Genomic DNA, 233 nt, shown 5'->3' with positions numbered 1-233 from the left:
GCGCGGGCGCGGTCGTGCGCGGGCGCGAGATCGCGCGGCTCGCGCCACGCGGTTCGAGGCTGACCGCGATCCCCTCGAAATTGTCGTGGACCAGCGGCGCGCGCGACACGGTGGTGTGGATCGTGTCCGACGACAACGAGACGGTGCTCGAGCGCACGCTGCTGCTGACGTTCCGGCTGGAGCGGTAGCGGGCGTAAAGGACGGGCATGAGCCGTACACACGCCGACGGCCCG

At 71.7% G+C, this 233-nt stretch carries 1 pseudogene; it reads left to right on the top strand.

Annotation, left to right across the window (positions count from 1 at the left end):
* Positions 1 to 188, top strand: a pseudogene (locus tag AC0CH3_RS18025) (esterase-like activity of phytase family protein); the annotation flags it as partial.
* Positions 189 to 233 lie beyond the last annotated feature (45 nt).

This window comes from Sphingomonas sp. AC449, from assembly GCF_979253475.1.
The sequence above is the reverse complement of the archived record's forward strand: the minus strand, read 5'-3'. Positions and strand labels throughout refer to the sequence as shown.